Annotated in this window: 14 protein-coding genes; 10 read left to right on the top strand and 4 right to left on the bottom strand. The window is 67.6% G+C overall.

All coding sequences use genetic code 11. The features are described 5' to 3' along the window. Positions 1 to 1,800: FUSC family protein (locus FV220_RS18625; protein ID WP_147832830.1), on the bottom strand; the 1,800-nt coding region annotated here is incomplete at its 3' end. A 319-nt stretch (positions 1,801 to 2,119) separates the two neighbouring features. Here FV220_RS18625 and FV220_RS18620 point away from each other — a divergent pair. From FV220_RS18620 to FV220_RS18590, 7 genes are all read left to right on the top strand, one after another. Further along, positions 2,120 to 3,670 (top strand): ABC transporter substrate-binding protein, encoded by a 1,551-nt coding sequence (locus FV220_RS18620; RefSeq protein ID WP_246689488.1) that lies wholly within the window; start codon positions 2,120 to 2,122, stop codon positions 3,668 to 3,670. Between the two features lie 157 nt (positions 3,671 to 3,827). Further along, the gene (locus FV220_RS18615) at positions 3,828 to 4,781 is read left to right on the top strand and encodes an ABC transporter permease (protein WP_018043405.1); all 954 of its coding nucleotides are present in this window, start codon (positions 3,828 to 3,830) and stop codon (positions 4,779 to 4,781) included. Beyond that, on the top strand, positions 4,781 to 5,710 hold the full coding sequence (locus FV220_RS18610) for an ABC transporter permease (RefSeq protein WP_056146716.1): 930 nt from the start codon (positions 4,781 to 4,783) through the stop codon (positions 5,708 to 5,710). Before FV220_RS18615 ends, FV220_RS18610 begins: the two co-directional genes overlap by 1 nt. Continuing rightward, positions 5,707 to 6,765, top strand: a complete 1,059-nt coding sequence (locus FV220_RS18605; protein ID WP_056146714.1) for an ABC transporter ATP-binding protein — start codon at positions 5,707 to 5,709, stop codon at positions 6,763 to 6,765. Before FV220_RS18610 ends, FV220_RS18605 begins: the two co-directional genes overlap by 4 nt. Positions 6,766 to 6,823: 58 nt before the next feature. After that, positions 6,824 to 7,846 (top strand): ABC transporter ATP-binding protein, encoded by a 1,023-nt coding sequence (locus FV220_RS18600; RefSeq protein WP_147832828.1) that lies wholly within the window; start codon positions 6,824 to 6,826, stop codon positions 7,844 to 7,846. Between the two features lie 181 nt (positions 7,847 to 8,027). Beyond that, entirely contained in the window at positions 8,028 to 9,284 is a 1,257-nt protein-coding gene (locus FV220_RS18595; protein ID WP_147832827.1) for a Zn-dependent hydrolase, read from the top strand. A gap of 474 nt (positions 9,285 to 9,758) precedes the next feature. Then, positions 9,759 to 10,766: a PAS domain-containing protein gene (locus FV220_RS18590; protein WP_238253909.1), complete on the top strand. Its 1,008-nt coding sequence runs from the start codon at positions 9,759 to 9,761 to the stop codon at positions 10,764 to 10,766. 12 nt (positions 10,767 to 10,778) lie between these two features. Here the strand turns inward: FV220_RS18590 and FV220_RS18585 are convergent, their stop codons facing one another. Next, complete coding sequence (locus tag FV220_RS18585; protein WP_147832826.1) at positions 10,779 to 12,863, bottom strand: hypothetical protein; 2,085 nt, start codon at positions 12,861 to 12,863, stop codon at positions 10,779 to 10,781. Positions 12,864 to 13,176: 313 nt separating this feature from the next. After that, positions 13,177 to 14,745, bottom strand: a complete 1,569-nt coding sequence (locus FV220_RS18580; protein ID WP_147832825.1) for a glycosyltransferase family 61 protein — start codon at positions 14,743 to 14,745, stop codon at positions 13,177 to 13,179. 248 nt (positions 14,746 to 14,993) lie between these two features. Here FV220_RS18580 and FV220_RS18575 point away from each other — a divergent pair, with 248 nt between their 5' ends. Both FV220_RS18575 and FV220_RS18570 read left to right on the top strand, forming a co-directional pair. Then, positions 14,994 to 15,404, top strand: coding sequence for an EF-hand domain-containing protein (locus tag FV220_RS18575; RefSeq protein ID WP_018043413.1), 411 nt, complete (start codon positions 14,994 to 14,996; stop codon positions 15,402 to 15,404). A gap of 509 nt (positions 15,405 to 15,913) precedes the next feature. Further along, positions 15,914 to 16,147 (top strand): GcrA family cell cycle regulator, encoded by a 234-nt coding sequence (locus FV220_RS18570; protein ID WP_018043414.1) that lies wholly within the window; start codon positions 15,914 to 15,916, stop codon positions 16,145 to 16,147. A gap of 126 nt (positions 16,148 to 16,273) precedes the next feature. Here the strand turns inward: FV220_RS18570 and FV220_RS18565 are convergent, their stop codons facing one another. Beyond that, positions 16,274 to 16,948, bottom strand: coding sequence for a hypothetical protein (locus tag FV220_RS18565; RefSeq protein WP_147832824.1), 675 nt, complete (start codon positions 16,946 to 16,948; stop codon positions 16,274 to 16,276). Positions 16,949 to 17,302: 354 nt separating this feature from the next. On the opposite strand from FV220_RS18565, the gene FV220_RS18560 reads away from it, so the two are divergent. Then, a complete protein-coding gene (locus FV220_RS18560) occupies positions 17,303 to 17,839 on the top strand; it encodes a superoxide dismutase family protein (protein ID WP_147832823.1) in 537 nt (178 codons plus the stop codon). Positions 17,840 to 18,125: the final 286 nt, after the last annotated feature.

The following is an 18,125-nucleotide window of genomic DNA, read 5'->3' as shown; positions in this document are numbered from 1 at the left end:
GGCCCGCGCCGCGGCCTCCGCCGCCCCGCTCCGCTCGGCCTCCGCCCGATTCGAGAGCACGGTGCGCGCGAAATCGGCATGGGCCTTCACGGCCTTCCTCAGTTCGAGACGGACCTGATCCGGCTCCCAGACCGGCCAGAGCAGCAGGCTGCTCGCCACCGCGATGAGACCTCCGAGCAGGGTGAAGAGGGCGCGCATGCCCGCGACTTCCCAGGAGGCATGGCCGGGCTCCATCACCTCCACCAGCAGCACCACCAGGGGCGTCAGGCAGGCGATGAAGAAGGCATAGCTCACCTGCCGGGCGGCAAAACCGATGATGCTCAACGGAAAGATCAGCGCCGCGAGCGCCAGGGTCGTCGTGGCGAGGCTGGCGAGCAGGGCGCCGAACAGCCCCCCGAGCACGGTGCCGCCGATCCGCTCCAGCGCCCGCTGCCAGGTGGCGGCGTAGAAGGGCTGCATGGTCAGCACCACCGTGATGGTGAGCCAGTGCGTGAACGGCCCCGGCCAGAGCAGGGTGAGACCGAGGACCGGGGCGGTGACGGTGCTGGCGCGGATCGCGTGCCGCAGGTTCGGCGAGGCCAGGGTGAAGTTCGCCTTCAACGGGCCGAGCATCCTCTGGCGCAGGGGCAGGCTGGCGCTCCCCAGCAGCGTGCCGCCGGGGCGATACCCTTCCGGCGTCGAGAGCTTGGCCCCGATGCGGACGCGGTCGAGGATGCGCTCGGCCAGGGACTTGAGGGCAGGGTCGGACGCGAATCCGCGCCCCGCCCGCGCGATCGAGCGCTCGATGCGCGGCAGGTCGAGGACGGTGTCGTCGCGGATCGCCCGCGCGACCACGAGGAGGAGCGGCCGCAGGCGGCGCAGCAGGCGCCGGGTCCGGACCTGGCGGTTGGGGTTGCGGTCGGCCTCGATCCGGTCGGACAGGGCGATGAGGGCGGCGAAGATCTGCTCGGCGCTCTCCAGCCGGATCAGCGCCTGGGCGGTGCGGTCGGAGACGCGCTCGCGGCTGCGGGCGAGGTCGACGATGAGGCCGCGGGCGAGCTCGATCGCCTCGCGCACGCCGCGGCGATGGGCGCGGGCATGGTCGTCGAATCCCGCCGCGCCGGCCTCGTCCGAGGCCGCGAGGTCTTCGAGATCGCCGCTGAGCAGAGCGAGCCGGCGCCAGACCTCGGCCACGGCCCTCTGGGTAGGGCGGTAAGGGTTGAGCCGCCACAGAGCGAGGGCCAGCACCGTCGCCCACAGGCCGCCGGCCAGCACCATCGCTCCGGCGATGACGGCCTCGCCGCCGGTGAGGGGACGGTCGAGGGCGAAGGCCAGGACGAGGACGAGGACGTTGCCGGCGGTCTGCTCCTGCACGCCCCAGACCCGCGCATAGCTGCAGCAGAAGATGACGAGGGTGGCGAGGGGCACAACGAGCGCCGGGCCATGGGGCTGGAGCAGGCCGAACAGGCTCCAGATCAGGCTGCCGATCACCGAGAACACGGCGAGCACCATCAGCCGGGAGCGCATCGGGCCGCCGATATCGGCAAAGCAGGTGAGGTTGGCCGCAAGCGCCATGATCAGGAGCGGGGGCCACGCCACGAATTCGTGGAGCAGGATGACGGTGCCGAAGGCGCAGGCCGCCCGGATGCCTTCGATGATGCTGAGCCCGCGCGGGTCGAGGGCGATCGGCAGGCGCGCGAGGTTCGATCCCGGCGTGGAGAGGGAGCCCCGCCCCATGAGGAAGCCGGCCACGCGCCCGCGCCGGAGGCCGCCGGAGACGGCGCCGCTGGCCTTGGCCCTGGGGTTCGGAGGGAGGGACAACCGGGACGCTCCGCCGGGCGGAATGCCCGGTGTGAGGCGGTTTAGAGCCGATCGCCGCAGCGCAAAACCCATGACGGCGCCCCCGCCGGGCGGGCCGGCCCCCAGCGCATGGCGAACCGCCCGGCCGCGCTGGATTTCGTATGCATTTTCATCCGCCGGGGTTGGAAAGAGTCCAGTCTGGCCGGCGCCTTGCATGGGCGTTCGCGACACCGGCAATTTCGCCGATCATCGGTCGACCGAGGAAAAGCACAACACGATGAGAGGCTTGGCAGAACATCTTCGCGTTGGACTCGTGGCCGCGGCGCTGGCCGCCAGCGGCATGGTGCCGTCCGCATGGGCGCAGGGAACGCTGCGCATCGGAATGACCGCGTCGGACATCCCGCTCACCACGGGGCAGGCCGACAATGGCGGCGAGGGCATGCGCTTCACCGGCTACACGGTCTACGACGCGCTCATCAACTGGGACCTGTCGAGCGCGACCAAGCCCTCCGACCTCACCCCCGGTCTGGCCACCTCCTGGGCGGTGGATGCTGCCGACAAGACCAAGTGGATCTTCAAGCTGCGCCCCGGTGTCACCTTCCACGACGGGTCGCCCTTCACCGCCGAGTCGGTGGTGTGGAACTTCGACAAGCTCCTCAAGACCGATGCGCCGCAATTCGATCCGCGCCAGTCGGCGCAGGGTAGGTCGCGCATCCCCGGTGTCGCCAGCTACCGCGTGGTCGATCCGATGACGGTGGAGATCACCACCAAGGCGCCGGACGCGACGCTGCCCTACCAGATCGCCTGGATCATGATGTCCTCGCCGGCGCAGTGGGAGAAGCTGGGCAAGAGCTGGGACGCGTTCGCCAAGACGCCGTCGGGAACCGGCCCGTGGAAGCTCACCCTGTTCGCCCCGCGCGAGCGCGCCGAGATGGCCCCCTTCGCCGAATACTGGGACAAGGCGCGGGTGCCCAAGCTCGACAAGCTGGTGCTGGTGCCCCTGCCGGAGGCCAATGCCCGCGTGGCGGCCCTTCGCTCGGGCCAGGTCGACTGGATCGAGGCCCCGCCGCCGGACGCCATCGCCTCCCTCAAGGGGGCGGGGTTCAGCATCGTCACCAACGCCTATCCGCATAACTGGACCTGGCACCTGTCGCGGGCAGAGGGTTCGCCGTGGAACGACATCCGCGTGCGCAAGGCCGCCAACCTCGCCGTCGACCGCGAGGGCATGAAGGAGATGCTCAGCGGCCTGATGATCCCGGCACAGGGCTTCATGCCGCCGGGCTCGGCCTGGTTCGGCTCGCCGACCTTCAAGCCGACCTATGACCCCGACGCCGCCAAGAAGCTCCTGGCCGAGGCCGGGTACGGCCCCAACAAGCCCATCGTCACGAAGATCCTCATCGCGCCCTCGGGCTCGGGCCAGATGCAGCCCCTGCCGATGAACGAGCTGATCCAGCAGAACCTCGCCGATATCGGAATCAAGGTGAATTTCGAAGTCGTCGAGTGGAACGCGCTCATCAACCTGTGGCGGGCCGGCGCGAAGGCCGACGTGTCGCGCGGCGCCACGGGGATGAACTTCTCCTACTTCATCCAGGACCCCTTCACCGGCTTCATCCGCCACCTGCAGTGCAATCTGGCGGCCCCCAACGGCACGAACTGGGGCCATTACTGCGACCCCGACATGGACAAGCTGTTCGATCAGATCCGCACGACGTTCGATCCGGCCGAGCAGATCAAGGTGCTGCAGAAGGTCCACGAGAAATACGTCGACGAGGCGCTGTTCCTCATGGTCGCCCACGACACCAACCCGCGCGCCATGAGCTCGAAAGTGAAGGGCTTCGTCCAGGCCCAGAATTGGTACCAGGACTTCTCGCCCATCACCGTGGGGAAGTGAGACGCATCCTCCCTCCCCCTTGTGGGGAGGGATCGAGGGTGGGGGTCGCTCCGCCAGCCTCCGCAGGAAGAAGATCGCCCTGCCACCCCCACCTCCAACTCCTCCCCGCAAGGGGGAGGAGAGCCGCCACACTCGATTGAGGTCTCCGGATGCTCCCATGCTGAGCTTCATCCTCCGCCGCCTCCTCACCGTCACCCCGGTGGCGCTCGGTGTGAGCATCGTCTGCTTCTCGCTGGTACATCTGGCGGACGGCGATCCCCTCAGCTCCATCCTGCCGGTGGACGCCACCCAGGAGACGATCGATGCCATGCGGATCGCCTACGGCTACGACAAGCCGCTGCCGGTCCAGTACGCCCTGTGGCTGTGGAAGGTGCTCCACGGCGATCTCGGCACGTCCATCGCCACCGGCAGGCCGGTCCTGAGCGAGGTCGGTCGCGCCGTCGTCAACAGCCTGATCCTCGCCTCCGTGGCGACCCTGATCGGCTTCACCTTCGGTTGCCTGTTCGGTTTCGTCGCCGGCTATTTCCGCGATTCCGTGCTCGACCGGGCGGCCTCCGCCATCTCGGTCTTCGGTGTGAGCGTGCCGCATTACTGGCTCGGCATGGTCCTGGTGATCGTGTTCTCGGCCCAGCTCGGCTGGCTCCCCTCCACCGGCGCCGGCCCCGACGGGTCGGGCAACTGGAAGCCGGATCTCGAGCACCTGCGCTACATCATCCTGCCCGCCATCACGATGTCGGTGATCCCGATGGGCGTCATCGCCCGCACCGTCCGGGCGCTGGTGGGCGACATCCTCTCCCAGGATTTCGTCGGGGCGCTCAGGGCGAAAGGCCTCTCCGAATTCGGCGTGTTCAAGCACGTGGTGAAGAACGCCGCTCCCACCGCTCTCGCGATCATGGGGCTGCAGCTCGGCTACCTGCTCGGCGGCTCGATCCTGATCGAGACGGTGTTCGCCTGGCCCGGCACCGGATTCCTCCTCAACGCCGCGATCTTCCAACGCGACCTGCCGCTGCTGCAGGGCGCCATCCTTGTCCTGGCGATGTTCTTCGTCGCCCTCAACCTCATCGTCGACGTCGTGCAGACGGCGCTCGACCCGCGCATCGAGAGGGGCTGATGGCACTCGGGACCAGTCCGGCCGTATCGGCCATCGACATCGCCGGGGGCGCTCCCCCACTCACCTCGACGCCGGAGGCCTTCGTCGCCTCGCGCGGGTTCTGGGGCAACGTGCTGGCCAAGCTCCTGCGCGATCCCGTGGCGATGATCGCCGCCTTCGTCATCCTCGCCATCGTCGCCATCGCGCTGCTGTCGCCGTGGATCACGCCCATGGACCCGTATCGCGGCTCGATGGTGCGGCGGCTCAAGCCCGTGGGCGACGCCACATACATTCTCGGCTCGGACGAGCTCGGGCGCGACATGCTGAGCCGCCTGATGCTGGGCGGGCGCCTCTCCCTGTTCATCGGCGTCACGCCGGTGATCCTCGCCTTCCTCCTCGGTTCCAGCATCGGCATCCTCGCCGGCTATGTCGGCGGCTGGCTCAACACGGTGCTCATGCGCACCATCGACGTGTTCTTCGCCTTCCCCTCGGTGCTTCTGGCCATCGCCCTCTCCGGCGCACTGGGGGCGGGCGTGTTCAACTCCATCGTCTCGCTAACCTGCGTGTTCACCCCCCAGATCGCCCGCGTGGCCGAGAGCGTGACGACGCAGATCCGCTCACGCGACTATGTCGACGCCGCCCGCCTCTCCGGCGCCTCCACCCTGACGATCCTGCGCGCGCAGGTGCTCGGCAACGTGCTCGGACCGATCTTCGTCTATTCCACCAGCCTCATCAGCGTGTCGATGATCCTGGCCTCGGGCCTCTCCTTCCTCGGTCTCGGCGTGAAGCCGCCGGAGCCCGAATGGGGCCTGATGCTCAACACCCTGCGCACGGCGATCTACGTGAACCCGATGGTCGCCGCACTTCCGGGCCTCGCGATCTTCATCGTCTCGATCTCGTTCAACCTGTTCTCGGACGGCCTGCGTTCGGCAATGGAAGTGAAGTCATGAGCACGCCCATCGCGTCGAGCCCGCTCTCCTCCCGCGACCGGGGCGGCCCGGGCCAGCCGCTCCTCACCGTCGAGGGGCTGGTGAAGCATTTCCCGGTCAAGAAGGGGATCGGCGGCAAAAAGGCCGTCGTGCGCGCCGTGGACGGCGTCGATTTCGACATCAGGAAGGGCGAGACCCTGGGGGTCGTCGGCGAATCCGGCTGCGGCAAGTCCAGCACCGCCCGCCTCATCATGGGCCTGACCCAGCACGACAAGGGCGAGATGCTGTTCGACGGCGAGCGCATCGGCAGCCGGGCGCTGCCCCTGCGCGAGTTTCGCGCCCAGGCCCAGATGGTGTTCCAGGACAGCTACTCGTCGCTCAACCCGCGCATGACCATCGAAGGGTCCATCGCCTTCGGGCCACGGGTCCACGGCGTGCCCAAACGCCAGGCCATCGAGCGGGCGCGCAGCCTGCTCGCCCGTGTCGGCCTGGAACCGGCGCGCTTCGCCGCCCGCTATCCGCACGAACTGTCCGGCGGCCAGCGCCAGCGCGTGAACATCGCCCGCGCCCTGGCGCTGGAGCCGCGCCTCGTGGTCCTCGACGAGGCGGTCTCGGCCCTCGACAAGTCGGTGGAGGCGCAGGTGCTGAACCTGCTGATGGACCTCAAGCAGGAATTCGACCTCACCTACCTGTTCATCAGCCACGACCTCAACGTCGTCCGCTTCATCTGCGACCGGGTGGCGGTGATGTATCTCGGGCAGGTGGTGGAGATCGGCCCGGCCGACACCGTGCTGGCCGACCCCGCCCATCCCTATACCAAGGCGCTCCTGTCCTCGATGCCGTCGATGGACCCGGACAACCGCACCACCGTGGCCCCGCTGGCCGGAGACCCGCCCAACCCCATCGACCCGCCGCCGGGATGCCGCTTCAACCCGCGCTGCAGTCTCGTGGAGGATATCTGCCGGAGCCATGTTCCGCCCCTCGCCCCGGTCGACCCCGTCCACCGCGTCGCCTGCCTCGCCCGCCAGCCGGGCTCCGGCCATTCGGCGGCGCCCGCCCTGCCGGTGGCCGCATGAGCACGGTTCTTCGCCACCGAGGCACACCCCGATTCACGGCGAACCCGAGATGCGACCGATGACCCGAGCGGTTGGCAAGGAACCCGCCGTCGAAATCCAAGGCCTGAAGGTCACCTTCGGCGGTAGGGTCCGTGCCGTCGATGGGGTCGATCTCACCCTCGGCCGAGGCCAGGCCATCGCCCTCATCGGCGAGTCGGGTTCGGGCAAGAGCGTGACCCTGCGCGCGATCATGCGCCTCAACCCCGAGCGCAAGACGGCGATCGAGGGCCGCATCCTCGTTGCCGGCCGCGACGTGATGGCCATGGGCAAGCGCGACCTGACGGCGTTACGCGGCCGCGAAGTGGCGATGATCTTCCAGGAGCCGCTGCTGGCCCTCGATCCGGTCTATACGGTGGGCCGCCAGATCATGGAGGCGATCCGCCAGCACGAGGGGATCGGCGCGGCCGAAGCACGCGCCCGCGCGCTGCAGCAGTTCGAACGGGTGCGCATTCCGAGCCCGGAGCGGCGGCTCGACGCCTATCCGCACGAGATGTCGGGGGGCATGCGCCAGCGCGCGATGATCGCCCTCGCCCTCGCCTGCAACCCCAAGGTCCTCCTCGCCGACGAGCCGACGACGGCCCTCGACGCCACGGTGCAGATCCAGATCCTGCTTCTCCTGCGCGACCTGCAGGCGGAGCTCGGGCTCTCCACCCTCTTCGTCACCCACGATCTCGGTGCCGCCGTCGAGGTCGCCGACCGGATCGCGGTGATGTATGCCGGCCGCATCGTGGAGGAGGGCTCGGCCCGGCAGGTGGTGCTGAACCCGCATCATCCCTACACGATCGGCCTGCTGCGCAGCCGCGCCGACGGGGCGCTCGCCAAGGGCTCCCGGCTCCAGACCATCCCGGGAAGCCCGCCCGACCTCGCCAACCGCCAGCCGGGCTGCCCCTTCGCACCGCGCTGCTTCCTTGCCGAGGAACGCTGCCGCGTGGGCGACCCGCCGGTGGTCGAGGCCGGACCGGGCCATCGCGCCGCCTGCTGGAAGACCGACGAGGCGACGCGGAGCTTCCAGGCACAGCGGGCGGAGATGGTGGAGGCGTAGCTCTCCCACCCACGACCTCGCCCTGGGGTGCCGGAGCGAAGCGCAGGCCTCGAAGGAGACCTCCCATTCACCCTCCGATCCCTGGAGGCCTCCTTCGAGGCCGCTTCGCGGAACCTCAGGTCGGAAGGTTGAAGAACCGACCCCATTCCGAAAAGACCAACCCGAGACAACGGACACGCCCATGAGCATGACCCACAATCTCCGCGTCGACGGCGCGCGCCTGTGGTCCACGATCATGGAGACCGCCCGGTTCGGCGCCACCCCGGCCGGCGGAATCAACCGGCTGACCCTGTCGCAGGAGGATGGCCAGGTCCGGGACTGGTTCCGGGATGCCTGCGAGGCGGCGGGACTGGAGGTGCGTGTCGATGCGCTGGGCACTCAGTTCGCCCTGCGGCGCGGACGCGACATGACGCGCCTGCCGGTCGCCTGCGGCTCGCATCTCGACACGCAGCCCACGGGGGGCAAGTTCGACGGCATCCTCGGCACCCTGGCAGGTTTGGAGGTCATGCGGGCGCTGAACGATGCCGGCATCGAAACCGAGGCGCCCCTGCTCCTCGTCAACTGGACCAACGAGGAGGGCTCGCGTTACGCCCCCGCCATGATGGCCTCCGCCGCCTATGCCGGAGAATTCACGGTGGAGGACATCCATTCCCGGCGGGATGCCGCCGGTATCGCCGTGAAGCAGGCGCTGGAGGCCATCGGCTATCTCGGAGACGAGCCGGTGGGCGAGCGCAGGATCGGCGCTTTCGTGGAACTGCATATCGAGCAGGGTCCGATCCTGGAGGCCGAGGCGACCACCATCGGCGTCGTCGAGGGCGGGCAGGGGATCGCCTGGTTCGACGGCGTGGTGACGGGTTTCGAGAGCCATGCGGGCACGACGCCGATGCCGCGCCGTCGCGACGCCCTCAACGGCTTCGCCGAGATCGCGCTGGCCGTCGAGCGGATCGCCCATGCCCACGGTCCCACGGCGGTGGCGACGATCGGCGAGGCGGTGATCGGCGCGCCGTCGCGCAACGTCATCCCCGGCCGCATCCGCTTCACCCTCGACGTGCGCGACCCGAAAGCCGAGACCCTCGACGCGGTCGAAAGCGAATTACGAGCGGAACTCGACGCCATCGCCGGCCGGCGCAAGCTCACTATCGAGTTGACCCGGATCTGGCGAAAGGAACCCGTGCCGTTCGATGCCGGGGTCGTGGGCGCCGTCGAGGCGGCGACCAGGGGCTTGGGTTTCAGCCATCGCCGCATGGTCTCGGGCGCTGGCCACGATGCCTGCAACATCGCCGCCCTCGCCCCGACGGCCATGATCTTCGTGCCCTGCCGCGACGGGATCAGCCACAACGAGGCGGAGTCGGCGACGCAGGGCGATTGCACCGCCGGCGCCGATGTCCTGCTCCAGACCCTTCTGACCCTGGCCAACGCACCGGTTCGGGCCGGCTGAGCGGGACGCCATGTGCGCCGGGCGAAGCCGACGCCGCACCGCTTCCGGCCATTCACCGCGCGAGACCGCCCAGAATCCCTCTGAGGTTCCCGTCACCGGCACGCGACATGCGAGTTCGCCCGCATCGAAAGGGGCGATCGCGCCGGTTCCGTCATGGGCGCGGCTGTGACGGGCGCCCGCAGGAGGGCCGGGATGGCGGGGGCAGATGCATGACCTCGCCCATCCACGGGGTGGCAACGGGGACGGACAATGCACCGAGCGAAATTATGTCCCATTCGCCCTACAGCGGGTTGTGCGGCAGGAGAAAAACACGCAACGACATAGTGTTTCGGAACATCCTGGCATAAAATCGTTCATGTCAGGCGGCACATTGGCCGAGGAGAAAGAAACATGCCGCCACGGTCGTCGATGGATCCATCCGGACGGTCGGATGGCGCATCGCGCCGGTTGCCCTCCCGCCGCCTCCTGAAGTTCATGCAACATGCCACGGATGTCGGCTTCTGGTCGGCGGACCTCGAAGAGCTCGACATCCACGGATCGATCGGCCTCCATCGCGTTCTCGGCCTTTCCCCCTCGGTCGCCCTGAGCTTCGGCGTCGTGGAGGCCATGATGCATCCCGACGATCGTGCCGCGCATACGGATATGCTGACCCTGCTGCGCGAAGGCCAGCCGCTCCGGCGCGAGTTCCGCATCATCCGACCGGACCAGACTTTGCGCTGGATCGCCAGCCATGCCGAGGTGGTGCTCGGCCCCGGCAACCGCCCGAGCCAGGCGATCGGCGTCGTCGAGGACGTGACCGATCGCTACGATGCGAAGCATTCCACCAAACAGGGACCCGATCGCTTCGAGGCTCTGCTCTCGGCCACGGCTGCGGTGGTCTGGATCGTCAGCCCCGATGGGAAGTCGATCGACATGCCGCTCTGGGAGGAGCTCACCGGGCAGCGACACGATCAGTTCCAGGGCCTCGGCTGGATCGACGTCCTGCATTCCGACGACAGGGAACGCACGAACTTCGCCTGGCGCACGGCCCTCAGCCACGACACGGCCTACAACACCGACTACAGAATCCTCTGCGTCGATGGGGTCTATCGCTGGTTCAACGCCCGTGGCGTGCCGATCATGAACCGGGACGGCTCGGTGAAGGAATGGGTCGGCGTGTGCCTGAGCGTCCCCGGACAGAGCCGCTTCCAGGCGGCCTCGTCGAGCACGGACGCTCGCGGGCCCGCGACCGATATCGGCCGCGGCAGCGGGGATCTCACCTCCGCACAGGTCCGGGCCGCGCGCGGGATGGCCGGCCTGTCGAAGGACGAATTGGCGCGGCGGGCGAGCGTATCGGTCTCGACCATCGTGCGGATCGAAGATCCGGAGGCGACCATCCGCCCGCGACGCGACACGGTGCAGGCGGTGCGTCAGGTTCTCGAGCAGGCGGGCGTCGTCTTCACCTTCGATCCGGGGCAGAAGCCCGGTGTGCGGGAGGCGTGAGGCCGCCTCCGCTCAGGCGCTCGCGTCGCTGGGCGCGGGCTGCTTGAACCGTTCCTTCATCCGCTTGCCGAGGTTCGCCTTGCGCGCATTCAGGGCGAGACGGATGGCGCGGTCGATATCGGCCGGGGAGACATCGTTGATCTGGCCCGCGAGCGCCAATAGGCGCTCGTCGTCGGAGAAGGTCAGTTCGCAGCGATAGAGCAGCATCAGCACGCGTCCGTTCCGGGGATCGACCTGAAGCGCCCGTGACAAGACCTGGGCTCCCTCGCCGGCGGCGCCATAGCGGAACAGCCGGTCGCCCGCCTCCAGCATCAGGGCAAGATCCGCACCGGCCACATGGGCGACGGCACGCCACGCCGCCAGGATCGATTCCTCGTCGCCCGTCGGCTCGAGCGCCTTGGCGGCCAGCCGACGGATACGCCCCTGACCGTTGGTCATCAGGGCGGAAACGTAATAGCTGAGCCGCTCCTCGCTCTTTTCCTCTTCCGCGAGACGCCCCAGAGTCTTCCAGGGCTCTTCCAACTCGGCATCCGCCTGGCACGCGCGCAGGATCAGTTCCCCGCCGCGCTCGCGATCTCCCTTGATCAAGGCGATCTCACCGAGAAGCCAGATGCCGGTGGCGCCGTCCGCCTCCCGCCGGATCTCGGCCTCCGCGATCTCGGCCAGGGCGTCGACATCCTGCTGTTTCAGGGCGCGCCCGATTCTGACCGGAAGGGCTTCCTCGGCAACGGATTCGAGAAGGGTAGACGAGCCGCCATCCTCGATCGCCTTCACCTCAGGACGGCGCGCGCGCTGGGCGAGGCGCACGGCCCGTTCGGCCTCCTCCGGGTAGAACTCCACGATGAGAGCCGCCAATTCGGCCAACCGCTCATTGTCGGAAAAGAGCAGTTCACTTCGGTAGAGCATCACCAGGAGGCGGCCATTCGTCGGATCGGCCGCATAGGCGGCCTCGAAGATCCGGGCCGCATCCTCCCCCGCCCCCGCGCGGAGCAAGCGGTCGCCGGCCTCGATCAGCACGCCCACATCCGTCCGGGCCGCGGCGGCGACCCGACGCCAAGCGTCGGCGGCCGCCGCGTCGGTGCCGGTCTGCTCGATGATCTTGGCGGCCATCCGCAAGATCCGGCATTGATCGTTGGTCATCAGCACGGAGGCCAGGAGCTTGAGCCTCTCCTCGTCCTGCTCGTCTTCGGCGACGCGCACCAGAGCCTTCCACGGCTCCTCGAAGGAGGGGTTGGCCTGACAGGCGCGTATGATCAGGTCGATGCCGCGTCGACGGTCCCCCCGCGACAGGGCGAGTTCCCCATACAGCCAGATCGCCGTGGGGCTATCCGGATCGTCCTGCATCTCGGACGTGGCGATGGCGGCCACCATCGGCCAATCTTCGAGCTTCAAGGCGCGACGGATCCGCGCCAGCAAGGTCTCGGTGGCATCGACATCGGGCTTGTTGAGGTCGACCAGCCTCATGTATTCGTGGATGGCCCGCTGAGCATTGGAGTAGAGGACGATCTTATCGGCCTGCACCACGCCGACGATGTCGCAGAACTCCCGCACCTGGGCGACGTTCGACGAAATGACGATGAAACCGCTCGTAGCCGAGCGTTGCTTAATCACGCTGGCGAAACGGTCGGTGAACTCAGCCGTCTGCGGAAGAATGTCGCCGTCGACGAAGTAGGTCTCGTAGGGCAGCCCGTAGGACAGGGCATACCGAAACGCTAAGGCGATATCGGCGGGCACGTGCTTGTACGGCACGTCCATGAAGGCATCGATATTGGCCACGAAGGCGACGAACTTGATCAGGCTTCCCGGCTCGATGCGGTGCATCTTGGCCGCGAACACGCAGTTCCGCCTCAGCGTATGGAGGGCGACGATCCCAGCCATGCGACCGACGGGACTCGAGATGTCCGCCTCGCGCCGCACCTTGCCGACGGCGGGCTGCCTCACCCCCGAGATGAGGTCGCTGAAGGCACGGCGCTCGATCTTCGAGGCGCAGAGGATGCCGACGCGACGGTTCGTCGGGATGACCCCGGAGAGGCCGCACAGAACCGCATGCGACCGCGACTGGAGCGACCGGACCCAGACGTTCTCCAAGATCAGCATGAACCATCTCGCCAGGAGACCGGTGGACAGCCCTTCACTGAACGTGTTCCCGGTCGAGCGCCCAATCCCGATCTCCCAACCCAAAATCTAATGCCGCCTCACGCGAGGACGCAACAGCCCGCATCGATACACCGCGTCTCGACAAAGACTTAGCCGAACGCTTCGACCCGGCCGACCGAGTCCGGCCCCCATGCCGGTGCCGGGTGTCTCCCATGAACGCAGCCCCTGCTGCAACGACGTGGCCGGAATGAGGGCGCCCATTCGTCGGGGCGCCTCCAACAATCGCGTGATCCGCCGCCGGACAAAGGCCTCTTCACCCCATCCGGGACCGGTCGCCGGCATCCTCCACGCGAACGTGAGCGGCCGCATCGCCGGGCCGCTCATCGAGATAATTGAGGAAGGCCGGGGCATCCACGGTCCAACTGTCCCTGGCGCCGTGGTGAGGCTCAAGCCAGCCCCGATAGCGATGTCCCATCACGAGGCTGAGCCGGGCATAGTTCAGACGCAGGAAGTAGGTCCCGTCCTGGACCGGCACGATCTCGGTGATGTGGGTTCCGGGCTCCGAGAAGACGATATGTGCCAACCCGGCCCCATGAGGAGCGACGATCCGCTTCGCCGACGAGACGACGAAGACCTGCTGCCACAGGGGCATGGTCCCGAGGGCGACGCCCGCATAGCCCCTCGTCGTGATCTGGGCCTCGAGTTCGGCTTCGTTTCTCATGACCCGTCGGCTCGAATCGCGGCGTGAGATGTAGATCGCATCGCCGGCGCTCACGTTTTCCTGCGCAGCGATGGCACGGGCGGACCGCTTCACCCGCTCGATGACGGGTGCCACCTGCTCCCAATAGCTGAAACCCTGCATGCCGCTGCGGGCGATCAGCAACCGCTGGACGAAGACCGCATCACCGACATCCACCACCGTCTGGGGCAGGCCGGCCAGACGCAGGGTCTCTTTCTCGAAGGAGGGGGCCTCGTCGCTCAGGAGGATCACCGCATCCGGCGCCCCGTCCTCCAGCATCCAGGCGAAGAGCGGCAGGCGATCCACCAGCCAGTGATAGATGCCGCGCGTGCTCTTGATGGCGAAGAAGCCTGTCGCGATGCCGGGCGCTTCCGCGCGCGACAAGCGGGAAATGGGCGTTCCCTTCGAGACGATGAGGCTGCCGTCCTCCTTCCAGATCTGGCCGTTCCGGTCCACGAACACCTCCCGGTGCTCGATGATCTCGGGCGGCTTTGCCCGGGCGACCTTGGTCCGGAAGCTTTCGATATCCGCGGTGACCTTGATGGCGTGGCGCGGCGGGGTTCGCTCGCTCGACCGGATCTCGACGGAGCCCTGAACCCGCTGCCCGGAGCCGAAGAACGGAAATCGAATCGTCGTGGCCGCCGCCTTGACGACGCCCGCCGCGGCGGAGGACCCGACGGGGACGGCCTTCGCCATGGCCGCCTTGATCGCCGACCGGAGGGCGGCATCCTTGGTATGGGGGAGGAACGATTTCGCCTGGTGGGCGAATTTCGCCTCGGCCATCACGGCCGCATCGGCGGTGAAGACCGCCCATGCGGCAGCCGCTTCGCCGAGCATCAGGAACCTCTGGCTCACCGAATACCGATCCCGCGTCGACCATCGCGCGCCCAGGCACTGGCTTTCGGCCCAGGCCAATGCTTCGACGTCACGCATCTCGCCGGCGGCGCGGATGAACATGCCCATCATCGACGGGCTTTTCTTGAGTCGCTCGCCGTTACGGGCCCGTGTCAGGATCGTCGGCCAATCGCCTCGCTCGAAGGCCAATTCGAAATCCCGGTACTTGAATCCCGTCCCCCTGAAGACGGCCCAACGCCAGATGCGCCTGAGAAGACGACGGCCGGTTTCCATGACGGGCTGAAACATAGTGATGGATCATGTCCTTCGTTGCTTCCCATGACATCGCTCCTTCATTAAGGAGAAGGGAGAACCAATCCGTCATCAGCGGCATGTGTCGTGTGCCCGTGCCCTTTGGGGCTCCAATCCGCCGGTATCGGAGAGTCCGTCATCCACAGCCGGCCCAAGAACGGGCCGCTGCCCTGCAATAGAGTACCTTCGCATCTGCAAAAGCCTGTGATAGTTCCACAACGCTGACGCAATTAGGAGGTTTACGCATGCTCAACCGGTCAAAGCTCCCCCTTTTCCTTGCCATCGCCGCCCTGGCCGTCCCCTTCGCCGTCGCCACCCCGGCCTCCGCCAAGGGCAACAAGATCATCTCCATGATCGACACCGACAATGACGGCACGATCGACCTGAAGGAAGTCCAGGCCGTCGCCAGCGCCAAGTTCGACGCCCTCGAAGGCGACAAGGACGGCACCCTCGACGCCAAGGAGCTCAAGGGTCGCGGTGGCAAGAAGGTGATCGCGGAAGCCGATCCGGACAAGGATGGCACGATCGACAAGAAAGAGTACCTCGCCCTGGTCGAGTCCCGCTTCAAGGCGGCCGATCCGGACAACGACGGCACCCTCGATGCGGCTGAGCTGAAGACCCCGGCCGGCAAGGCCCTGGTCAAGCTGCTCAAGTAAGCCGGCAGGGGCCGCGCTCGCCGCGAGCGGGCCGGACCACGGTTTCGAACAACGACCAGACCCCATGTGCCGGCCGGCGCATGGGGTTTTTTCGTCGTCTCGGACGTGAGCGAAGGTTTCGCGAGGCGCTCGAAGGCCGACGTACCCGGCGAATCACTGCGCGGCGTCGACCGGCGACGGATGATTCGGTGGTCGGCATTCTCAAAAAAGAAAGGGATCCGGCGCTAGAAGAGGCGAACTCGACCTCGAACCACGCCGAAAGACGCCAGAATCTGTGCGCTGCAGCACCTTGATGCGTCGAGACTTGTTTAAGGGCGAAAGATCCCTAGATACAGTGACATCATGACAGCGTCGTATCGCGGCTTCCCATGAAGTCACGGGGCGGATCGGAAGCAACCGGGGCATCGTCGTGCCTCGTGGCGGAAGGACCGTTCGTACGGCGGATTTCAATCCACGGTCCCACCGGGCGTGCGCCCGCCAGAGACGCAGATCCTGCGAGTACGTTTTACATGAATCAACTCGTTCGCCTGTCACAGATCGGCGATGCTGACGCCATTGCCGAGCCGTCGGCCGAACTGCGCGTCCCCTTCGCACAGTCGGGCGCCTTCGTCTGCAAGTTCATCATCGGCGAGCCGAACGATCGCGCGGTCTGTTGCGGTGCGCCTGCGCCGGATGGCAAGAGCTGGTGCGCGTTTCACCGCCGCATCGTCTTCGAGCCGGCACGTCCCGGCCGCCTTCGCTAAAGCGGTCTTCGCTTCCCCCGCTATCATGGAATGCCTCGCCGGCTCTCGCCAGCGAGGTTTTTTGCGTGGGCGGAGTGATGCGCAAGCCCAGTCAGAAACGCCGACGGTAAAGCCCGGCGCGCACGATCAGTCTTCGGGATCGCCCCGATCCTCGGGCCCGCGGAGAGCCTCGAAGGGGCGTCCGTGCATCGGGCGGGGGTCATTCGAGCGGACGACGAGATATCCCGCCTCGCGAGCCTCCCGCAGGCGGGCCACCTGATAATCTCTGCCCCCATCATCCCGGCGGCGATAGGCCGGCCCCTCTTCCGGGAGGTAGCCGTAGCGATAGCCGGGAGTGTCATCGTAGTTCGGCTGAAAGGCACGGACGGTCCAGGTTCCGTCTCTCGCCACCCGGCTGGCGGGCGCCCTGACGGCGACGGGGCGGATGGTCTCGCGTCCGGCGGCGACCAGGCGTCGGGCGATCCCGTGGCCGGGTGCCTTTCTGCTCGCGTGCCGGCTGGCCGTGGCGGGCCGGGGTCTGGCAGCCGCGTCACGGCGGTTTCGCGCCGCCTTCCCGGCACGGGCCGTCGCGTCGGCCTTCCGGACATCCTGCTGCTTGCCATCCTCGCGCCCGGCGACGGGCGAGGGTGCGGCCTTCCGGTCGGGCGGATCGGTCCACGCACGGCCGGCGGGAGCGGGCGTCGCGTCTTTGGCGAGGGGCGCGTCCTGAGCGGAAACGGTATCGGTCATCGGCATGGCGCAGAGCGCCGACAGGCCGAGCGCCGAAACGATGGTCGAAAACCGATTAAGACGCATTGGCATCGACTCTCTCCAGGCTGGTGCCGAGAGATCGGACGCATATCGGCGTTCCACCTCCGCACGGCCGCCCGGCAATCGCTGTCGGACTGAGATGTCAGCTTAACGAAAGCTTACGATGGCGTCCACGATGCTATGTTAACCGGCATTCCGTTTGGGGTGGATGCCCCGTGGGGATGCCCGGCACCGGACCTGCTTCGGCGTCCGGATGCGGTTGCCGTCCGGGCTCGGCGGACACACATGGCACCCGACCCGACCGCGACGACAGCCTTGCCCGGGCCATCGTCGTCGGACACGGTCGCGGCCGGGATTTTCCTTGCAGAGCTCCACAATCGCCCCGGCGTGGAGAGGAGAAACGCCATGAGACGATTCCTGTCGGTCCTCGCCCTGCTGGGCGGCGTCGCGCCCGCCCTCGCGCAGGCGCCTGCCCCGGCGGCGAGTACCGCGCCGCAGACCTACGAGAGCAAGGTCGTCAACACGAAGGGCGAACCGATCGGAACGGTCACCATCCGCGATGGAGCGAGCGCCCTGGTGCTGCGTCTGGCGATCCAGCCCGGTGGCCTGCCTCCTGGCTGGCACGGCATCCATTTCCACGCCGTGGCCGATTGCTCGGACATGGAGAAGTTCGAGAAATCGAAGGCTCACGTCAATCACGACCAGAGCAAGCACGGCCTGCTCAACCCGGAAGGGCCTGACGAGGGCGACCTGCCCAACGTCTATGCCAATGCCGATGGCTCGGTGAATGCGGAGGTGTCGAGCGAGACGCCGCTCACGGGCGAGGGCGGGTTGAAGGATGCCGACGGCTCGGCCTTCATCATCCACGCCAACGAGGACGACCATACCAGCCAGCCGATCGGCGGGGCGGGTGCTCGCCTCGCCTGCTCGGTCATCAAGTAGCCGGCCATCGCATCCTCGGCGCAGGGCCGCCGGAGGATGCGAATGCCTCGAACGGCATCACGGCCGCCGCAAAAGCAGAGCCGTGATGCCGGGTTCTCGTGTTTGTCGTCCGGTCAGCGCTGACCGTTGCCGATGCTCATGAGCTTGGCACCACTGCGTGCCTTCTGCTCAGGCAGAGCGGCCTGGACGGTCCTGACGATGCCGTCGGCGTCGAGGCCGGCCTCGGCGTACATCGCCTCCGGGCTGTTGTGGTCCTGGTAGGTGTCCGGCAGCGTCAGCGTCCGAA

The organism is Methylobacterium sp. WL19 (assembly GCF_008040005.1).
Taxonomy (GTDB): domain Bacteria; phylum Pseudomonadota; class Alphaproteobacteria; order Rhizobiales; family Beijerinckiaceae; genus Methylobacterium; species Methylobacterium bullatum.
This window is presented reverse-complemented; position numbering and strand designations above follow the sequence as displayed.